The sequence below is a fragment of the Burkholderia sp. Se-20378 genome (assembly GCF_017104665.1).
GTDB classification, from domain to species: domain Bacteria; phylum Pseudomonadota; class Gammaproteobacteria; order Burkholderiales; family Burkholderiaceae; genus Burkholderia; species Burkholderia lata.
In genome coordinates this window covers 1-8,213 of sequence record NZ_JAAGPG010000383.1, presented here as the reverse complement: position 1 = coordinate 8,213, position 8,213 = coordinate 1, and the positions used below count along the sequence as shown (strand labels likewise).

The 8,213-nt window shown below is 68.1% G+C and carries 8 protein-coding genes and 1 pseudogene; 4 read left to right on the top strand and 5 right to left on the bottom strand.

Features of this window, described 5'->3' with window-relative positions; genetic code table 11:
- Window positions 1-98 precede the first annotated feature (98 nt).
- Window positions 99-620, bottom strand: a pseudogene (locus G3N93_RS28865) (hypothetical protein); the annotation flags it as partial.
- Between the two features lie 359 nt (window positions 621-979).
- On the opposite strand from G3N93_RS28865, the gene G3N93_RS28860 reads away from it, so the two are divergent.
- Window positions 980-1,378, top strand: coding sequence for a carboxymuconolactone decarboxylase family protein (locus tag G3N93_RS28860; protein WP_206122583.1), 399 nt, complete (start codon window positions 980-982; stop codon window positions 1,376-1,378).
- Between the two features lie 57 nt (window positions 1,379-1,435).
- Here the strand turns inward: G3N93_RS28860 and G3N93_RS28855 are convergent, their stop codons facing one another.
- Genes G3N93_RS28855 through G3N93_RS28845 form a run of 3 tightly spaced genes read right to left on the bottom strand, consistent with a single transcriptional unit; the run spans window position 1,436 to window position 4,900 of the window.
- On the bottom strand, window positions 1,436-2,419 hold the full coding sequence (locus G3N93_RS28855; protein ID WP_206134493.1) for an alpha/beta fold hydrolase: 984 nt from the start codon (window positions 2,417-2,419) through the stop codon (window positions 1,436-1,438).
- A 7-nt stretch (window positions 2,420-2,426) separates the two neighbouring features.
- The gene (locus G3N93_RS28850; RefSeq protein WP_206134492.1) at window positions 2,427-4,001 is read right to left on the bottom strand and encodes an NAD(P)/FAD-dependent oxidoreductase; all 1,575 of its coding nucleotides are present in this window, start codon (window positions 3,999-4,001) and stop codon (window positions 2,427-2,429) included.
- A complete protein-coding gene (locus G3N93_RS28845; RefSeq protein ID WP_206134491.1) occupies window positions 3,998-4,900 on the bottom strand; it encodes an SDR family oxidoreductase in 903 nt (300 codons plus the stop codon). The genes G3N93_RS28850 and G3N93_RS28845 overlap by 4 nt, the downstream gene beginning before the upstream one ends.
- 103 nt (window positions 4,901-5,003) lie before the next feature.
- Here G3N93_RS28845 and G3N93_RS28840 point away from each other — a divergent pair, with 103 nt between their 5' ends.
- Window positions 5,004-5,645, top strand: coding sequence for a TetR/AcrR family transcriptional regulator (locus tag G3N93_RS28840; protein ID WP_241011612.1), 642 nt, complete (start codon window positions 5,004-5,006; stop codon window positions 5,643-5,645).
- Window positions 5,646-5,739: 94 nt separating this feature from the next.
- Complete coding sequence (locus G3N93_RS28835; RefSeq protein ID WP_241011616.1) at window positions 5,740-6,177, top strand: hypothetical protein; 438 nt, start codon at window positions 5,740-5,742, stop codon at window positions 6,175-6,177.
- A gap of 130 nt (window positions 6,178-6,307) precedes the next feature.
- Here the strand turns inward: G3N93_RS28835 and G3N93_RS28830 are convergent, their stop codons facing one another.
- Complete coding sequence (locus G3N93_RS28830) at window positions 6,308-7,249, bottom strand: LysR family transcriptional regulator (protein ID WP_206134490.1); 942 nt, start codon at window positions 7,247-7,249, stop codon at window positions 6,308-6,310.
- A gap of 126 nt (window positions 7,250-7,375) precedes the next feature.
- On the opposite strand from G3N93_RS28830, the gene G3N93_RS28825 reads away from it, so the two are divergent.
- A complete protein-coding gene (locus tag G3N93_RS28825; protein WP_206134489.1) occupies window positions 7,376-8,020 on the top strand; it encodes a glutathione S-transferase family protein in 645 nt (214 codons plus the stop codon).
- Window positions 8,021-8,213 lie beyond the last annotated feature (193 nt).

The window sequence follows — 8,213 nt, the reverse complement described above, 5'->3', positions numbered from 1 at the left end:
GTTATGTTTGATGCATACAGGTGACGTGTCGAGTTCTCGGTTGGACTGGTGTTGTCTCACTCAGACCGCAGAGCGTCACTGTACCGCGGACTGCATCTGCCCGCACTGCTCGACGGACCCGAGGTGACGGAAGTGCCCGAAGTGCCCGAGGTACCGGAAGTACCCGAGGTACCCGAGGTACCGGAAGTGCCCGAGGTACCGGAAGTGCCCGAGGTACCGGAAGTGCCCGAGGTACCGGAAGTGCCCGAGGTACCGGAAGTGCCCGACGTACCGGAAGTGCCCGACGTACCGGAAGTACCCGACGTACCGGAAGTACCCGACGTGCCGGAAGTACCCGACGTGCCGGAAGTACCCGAGGTACCGGAAGTACCCGACGTACCGGAGGTGCCCGAAGTGCCCGAAGTCCCGGAAGTAGTCCCCGAAGTACCGGAAGATCCCGAGGTACCTGAAGAACCCGACGTCCCGGAAGAACCCGAAGTCCCCGAGCTGCCGCCCGTCCCTGACGTGCTCGGCTTGATCGTCGGCGGCGTCGTCGGTCCGTCGACCGAGCCGCAACCATACAGTGCGAGCAGCGACGAGACGGCCATCGTTACCGTCGTCTTCTTGAAGAGTTTGTGCATGTTGGCCTCGACATTGGAAGTGTGTCCAAGCCTCCTCTGCAAATTCCGCGCCACGACAGCTTTCCCGAAACGGTGTCGCGCTTTATTGCAGGAATCGGGAATATACGCACGATTTAAACGGAGTTCCGGCGGTTTCGAGCGACGGGCACGCGCGGTGCGCCGGCGTGGCGGGAGCGATGTTCCCGTAAGCCGCCGTAACGCGCGGCGCGATGTTACGTAGCGTTCGATATCGCGTGACGCAGGCGGCCGCGAACCGAGGGCCGCATCTTTGACGAAACGGGCCGGCCCGATGAACATGGCGCGACATCCCCGGCTGCCGACGACGCCGCAACCACCACCACTCCACACAGGACACCGACATGAGCGAACAGGACAGGGAATACGGCAAGGCGCGACGCATCGACGTGATGGGCGACGCGTTCGTCGAGCGCGCGATGCGCGACCTCGACGGCTTTTCGCGCCCGCTGCAGAACTGGCTGAACGAGCACGCGTGGGGCAGCACGTGGCAGCGGGGCGGGATCGACCTGAAGACGCGCAGCCTGTGCACGTGCGCGATGCTGGCGGCGCTCGGCCGCAGCACGGAACTGAAGGGTCACATTCGCGGCGCGCTCAACAACGGCGCGAGCCTCGTCGAGATCCGCGAGGTGTTGCTGCACAGCGCGCTGTACGCAGGCGCGCCGGCCGCGGTCGAGGCATTCCGCAGCGCGCGGGAGGTGATCTCGGATCTCGGGTTGTCGGTACCCGACGACGAAGCCTGATTCCGCCGCAGCGCCGGCGGCACGGCACGGAATCAGGCCCGGTTACACGGTCGCGGCTTACGCGATGCGTGCCGACGGCGCGGCCACCTCGGCCGGCGTGGCGGCGACTTCGAGCAGCCAGTCGGCCGTGGCTTCCGGAATCGTGACCGGCAGCATGTGCCCGCCCTCGACCACCTTCAGCCGCACGCGCGCCGATTTCTTCGCGAGCGCTTCGCCGTGCTCGCGCCAGTTCAGGATCGGATCGGCGCGGCCGTACAGCACGTCGACCGGCAGCGCGAGATCCGGGTAGCGGCGCTCCATCGCGGGCAGGTCGACCGGGGCCGACAGCAGGTCGGTCGCGGTCGCATAGAACACGTGCGGGCGCATCCCGAGCAGTCCACCGCCCTTGACCGGGAAGTCGCGCGGCACGTCTTCCGGCGCGAACACCTGGCGCACGGCCTTGCGGCCGGTCAGGATCGTCAGCGGAATCGCGAAGGTCCACGACACGAAGCGGCGCACCAGCGGCGACGGCAGCATCAGCGGCTTGAACGGCGCGGGCGGCTCGCTCTGCTCGTGCGACAGCGGCGCGATCAGCGCGAGGCGGCTCACGCGGTCCGCGTGATTGAGGCCGACTGCGAGCGCGATCGCGCCGCCGAGCGAGTGGCCGACCAGCACCGGCTTGTCGAGCTTCAGCGCGTCGATGAACGCGGCGACCGTGCGGGCCTGCGCAAACACGTTCGCCTGCGAGCCCGCGCCGCGGAGCGAGCGGCCGGCGCCCGGCCGGTCGATGAGGATCACGCGATGCTGCTGCGCGAGCCGCGCGAGCGGAAGGTACGCGAAATTGCGCAGTTGCCCTGCGAGCCCGTGGACGAACACGATCGGCGGGCCGTTGCCGTATTCGACGTAGTGGATGCGGTCGCCGCCGATGTCGACGAAGCGGCCTTCGGGCGGAAACGCACGCGTCACGCGGCGGGCCACGTAACCGGTAAACAGCGCGAGCGCGGCGAGCACCGCGACGACGCCGAGCAGCACGTTCTGGATCAGATGGAGCGTATGGGTCATGTCGGCCTCAGCGGGTTTCGAGTGCGGGTTCGGCAACCGGCGTCGTGGCGGCCGGGCCGGCTTTCGCGCGGCGTTCGAACTGCATCGCCGAATCGGCGAGTCCGCTGAACTTCAGCGATGCGAGATCGAGCACGTAGTTCTGGTGGAACTTCCACGGCTTGCTGTGCCCCTGCTTCGGCAGGATGCCGGCCGCGCGCTGGATGTAGCCCGAGCTCAGGTTGACGGCCGGCACGTTGCCGGGATCGCCGGTGCCGAGCCGCGGCACGCACGTGTCGTAGCCGTTCGCGCGCATGTGGTTGAGCAGCCGGCACACATAGCGCGCGATCAGCTCGGCCTTCAGCGTCCACGACGCATTCGTGTAGCCGAACGACGAAGCAAGGTTCGGTACGTCGCTGTACATCATCCCCTTGTACGACACGGTGTCCGGCAGGTCGACCGCGCGGCCGTCGACGGTGACGCGCGCGCCGCCGAGCATCTTCACCTTCAGGCCTGTTGCGGTAACGATGACGTCCGCGTCGAGCTGCTGGCCACTCTTCAACTTGAGGCCGGTCGGCGTGAAGCGCTCGATCTCGTCGGTGACGATCGACGCGCGGCCCGAGCGGATCGACTTGAACAGGTCGCCGTTCGGCACGAGGCACACGCGCTGGTCCCACGGCATGTAGCGCGGCGTCAGGTGCTTCGCGACGTCGAAGCCGGGGCCGACCTGCTTGCTGGCCGCGCGGATGATGAACTGCTTCGTCCGGTCGGGCTTGCGGCGCGACACGTTGTACAGGTACATCGTCAGCAGGACGTTCTTCACGCGCACGAGCCGGTGCGCGAGCCGCGACGGCAGCACGCGGCGCAGCGCGTTCGCGATCTTGTCGCGGGCGGGCAGCGACACGATGTAGGTGGGCGAGCGCTGCAGCATCGTCACGTGCTGGGCATCGGCCGCCATCGACGGCACGAGCGTGACGGCCGTCGCGCCGCTGCCGATCACCACGACGCGCCGGTTCGCGTACGACAGGTCCTTCGGCCAGTGCTGCGGATGCACCAGCTTGCCTTCGAACGTGTCCATTCCCGCCCAGTCGGGCAGGTAGCCGGCGTCGTAGTCGTAGTAGCCGCTGCACATGAACAGGAAGCGGCAGGTGTAGACGAGCGTGTCGGTCGCACCGTCGCGCGTGCGCTCGATGCGTACCGTCCAGCGCGCGCGGTTCGAATCCCAGTCGGCCGCCACCACCTTCTGGCCGTAGCGGATCGTCTTGTCGATGTCGTATGCGCGTGCGGTGTCGCGGATGTAGTCGAGGATCGTCTGGCCGTCCGAGATCGCCTTGTCGCTGTGCCACGGCCGGAAGCTGTAGCCGAGCGTGAACATGTCGGAATCCGAACGGACGCCCGGATAGCGGAACAGGTCCCAGGTGCCGCCGATCGCGTCGCGCGCCTCGACGATCGCCACGCTGGCATACGGGCAGCGCTGCTTCAGGTGATAGGCCGCGCCGATGCCGGACAGGCCGGCGCCGACGATCAGCACGTCGAGGTCGTAACTGTCGCCACGGGCGTCGGGGGCGGGCGGCGCGGCGCGCCGGTCGGTCGTCGTCGAGGTCATGCGGGGTCCTTGGTCGGCGTGGGCGGGAGCGCGGCCGGGGCGTGCGCGCGTTCGAGGTTGCGGGCACGGGCGCGGCGTACGTGGCGCAGCATCAGCCACTGGTAGCCGGCGCCGAGCAGGCGCGCGATCCGGTCGAGCCGGCGCGCATCGGCGCCGACGAGCACGCGCCGCGCATTGCGCTCGACACCCGCGAGGATCTGCCGTGCGGCGTCGTCGGCCGTCGTCGCGTTGATCAGGCGGTTAGCCTGGCGGCGATGGGTCGCTTCGTCCTGGCCCGTGAGTGCATGGATGCTGGTATCGACCCGGCCTGCGTCGACGATGCTCGTCGCGACGCCGCCCGGATGCACGCAGGTCGCGCTCACCGGCGCGCCGTCGAGTTCGAGCTCCATCCGCAGCGCCTCGGTGAAGCCGCGCACCGCGAACTTGGTCGCGTTGTACGCGCTTTGCGTCGGCATCGCGACGAGGCCGAACAGGCTCGACGTGTTGACGATGTGCCCGTCGCCCGATGCGCGCAGATGCGGCAGGAACGCCTGCGTGCCGTGCACGACGCCCCAGAAGTTGATGCCGACGATCCATTCGAGATCGGCGATGCGCGCGGTCTCGGCGCTGGCGGCCAGCGACACGCCCGCATTGTTGAAGACCAGGTTGACCTTGCCGTGCTCGGCACGCACGAAATCGGCCCACGCGAACATCGCATCGCGGTCGGACACGTCGAGCCGCCGCGTGCTCACGCGCACGCCTTGCTGCGCGCAGGCGGCCGCCGTGCCGGCGAGCCCGACGTCGTTGACGTCGCTCAGCGCGACCTCGCAGCCGCGCCGCGCGAGCTCGACCGCGAGGCTGCGGCCCATGCCCGAACCGGCGCCCGTGATCGCGGCGACCTTGCCGGAAAACCCGTTCATCCGTTGCTCCTCCCGTTCCGCTTGCACTGCGCCGGCGGCGCGTCTAATGTGGTGTTGTTCGTCACCACTTTAGTTTTCGGGTGTCCTGATGTCAAATAGCGGAATGGAGAAAGCACTCGAAACGGAAAAGAAGGGCCGGTCGTATGGCGGCGTGGCGCCCGAGGTGCGGGCCGCGGAGCGGCGCGACGCACTGATCCGCGCGGCGACGCGCGTGTTCGGCACGGTCGGGTTCCGCAAGGCGACCGTGCGGTCGATCTGCCAGGAAGCGAAGCTGAACGATCGCTATTTTTATGCGGCGTTCGAGAGCACCGAGGATTTGCTGCGCTGCACCTACCTGCATCACGCGCAGCAGCTGCACGACGCGGTCGGGCGGGCAGTGGCCGAGCGCGGCGGCGATCTGCGCGAGAGCGTCGATGCGGGGCTCGCCGCGTTCTTCGCGTTCCTGCGCGACCCGTGCGCGGCGCGCGTGCTGCTGCTCGAGGTGATGGGCGTGAGCGCGGACACCGACATGACCTACCAGCGCATGCTGATCGACTTCGGCAAGCTGATCATGGCGATCGGCGCGCCGCGTGAAGCGGCGACGCCCGCGGAGCGCACCGAGCAGCGGCTGATCGGGCTCGCGCTCGTCGGCGCGATGACGAACGTCGGCGCGGCGTGGCTGCTCACCGAATATCGCGATCCGGAGGCGCAGATGGTCGCGAGTTGCAGGAAGGTGCTGCTGGGGACGTTGCGGGAGGCGGGGTAGATGCGCGGGCACGGGGCCGGTTGCCCGCGATCAGGCATGGCCGCTAATCGATAACAAGGAATCTATGCAAGCACGAAACCGATGGTTGCGCCGCATGACGTCGGCGGGAATGGCTGTTTCCGTCCTGGGGCTGACGGGCTGCGGCTGCTGGCCGTTCAGCGAGTCAACGACTTCTGAAACCGTGTGGAAGTCGCAGACTTTCGCGGCGAAGTTCAAGAACCGGGACCAGGAAGGGGATCGATGCCGCGATGCGATCTACACGCGACACCTCAAGGACGCCATTGCAGCGTGCAAGAGCGGGGAATATGAAAAGATCCGCAACGTCATTACCGGTGAGCCCGTGAAGCTCAGCCTGGCGAAGGCAACTTGCGAAGAGGCGCAGGACGAACTGGATCATGGCCTGCCCACCGGGTTTGACCAGCGGATCTTCAATCTGAAGCCGCTGCCCGATGAGTACGAAGCGTGCATGGCCGACAGCGGATTCAAGCGCGAACAGGTCGAGAAGAAGGCGTGCTACGTCAAGTTCATGTGACGGGCTTGCTGCCTGGCGAGACTGGCGTCGAACCATGGCAGCGGCGAAGCGGAACTTGCCGTCATGGATGCCGGATCATGCTACGTGCATGAAGAGATGTTTCCTCGTTCCGCTGCGACGTCTTCTTTGGCTAAGCAGGGCGTGAACGCTTCGCTGTTGGCGCTCCCGCCGTCTCCCCGATCCTCGCCTTCATCGCTTCGACGAACGCCCGCACTTTCGGCGAAGGCAGCCGCGTCGACGGATACACCGCGTGAATCCCGGCCGGCGCCGAGCGCCACGCGGGCAGCAGCCGCACGAGCCGCCCGGCCGCGACGTCGTCGGCGGTCGAGAAATCCGTCAGCAGCCCGAAGCCGCCGCCCGCGAGCACGATCGCGCGGCACGCGGTGGCGGTGTTCGACACGACCTGCGCGACACAGCGCACGGAAGCGGTGCCGCCGTTCACGTCTTCGAGTTCGACCGTATGCGGGCGCGGCAGCGTCGACAGCATCACGAACGGCAGCGCGCCGAGCGCATCCGGATCTTGCGGCCGCCCGTGGCGCGCGACGAACGCGGGGCTCGCGACCAGCCATTTCTCGTACGTGCCGAGCTGCACCGCCCGATAGTTCGAATCGGCGAGGCGGCCGATGCGGATCGCGACGTCGAGGTTGTCCGCGACGAGATCGACCACACGGTCGTTCGCGACGAGTTCGACGTCGAGCCCCGGATGCCGGTCGCGCAACGCGACGACGGCAGGCGCGACGACCAGCGCGCCGTAGTCGATCGGCACGCTCACGCGCAGCGTGCCGCGCAGCGGCCCCGCGTCGGACGACACCGCGTCGAGCGCGCTTTCGGTGGCACGCATGATGTCGCGGCACGCGTCGTAGAACGCCCGCCCCGCATCGGTCACGCTCAGCCGCCGCGTCGTGCGCACCAGCAGGTTCGCACCGACCTCGGATTCGAGGCGCTGCATGTGCGTGCTGACGACCGTCTTCGCCAGGCCGAGCCGCTCGGCCGCGGCCGTCAGTGAGCCGGCGTCGACCACCGCGACGAAGATCGCCAGCCGGTTCAGGTTCACGTCACGCAGATCGGCCATCGTCGATTGTCCTATGGAAAAGGATAATGTTTCCTCGATTATCCGTCTTCTGGTGACGAACGGCGAGCGCTACGCTGCGGTTGTTCGTCGCCGATCCCCGGCGGCGCGAGATTCCGGAGAGTTTCCATGTCTGCCGCCAGCAAGCCTGCTTCGCCGATTCGTGTCTATTCGTTCCTGCTCTCGGGGCACGCACATCGCGTCCGGTTGTTCCTGTCGCTGCTCGGCCTGGCGTCCGAGACCGTCGACGTCGATCTCGCCGCCGGCGCACAGCGCGAACCGGCGTTCCTCGCGCTCAATCCGCTCGGGCAGGTGCCCGTGATCGACGATGGCGGCACGGTGATCGCCGATTCGAACGCGATCCTCGTGTACCTCGCGAAGCGCTATGGCGACGCGCACTGGCTGCCCGACGACCCGGCCGGCGCGGCAGTCGTGCAGCGCTGGCTGTCGTATGCGGCCGGGCCGATCGCATCGGGGCCGGCCGCCGCGCGGCTCGTGACCGTGTTCGGCGCGAAGCTCGACCAGGAGGCCGCCAAGCGCACGGCCGCGAAGGTGCTCGACGTGATCGACCACGAGCTGGCCGGCAAGCCGTTTGCCGCCGGCGCACAGCCGACGATCGCCGATATCGCCGCGTACTCGTACATCGCACACGCGCCGGAGGGCGGCGTGTCGCTCGAGCCGTGTCCGCACGTGCGTGCGTGGCTGGCGCGCATCGAGGCGCTGCCGGGCTTCGTCGCGATGCCGACGACGCGCGTGGGCCTGCTCGCCGCATAACGCACACCGAAGCCGCGCCTGCTCAGGGAGAACGTGATGAACACCCCGACCGCCGTCGTACCGGGCTGGGAACTCGACACAGCGCCGTTTCACGCGGGCGAGCTCGCGGTGCAGCAGCGCGCGGGCGTGACGGACGCTGCGGGTTCGGCTGGCCGGCGCGGGATCCGGCGCTTCATGCCGGACCAGCACCGGA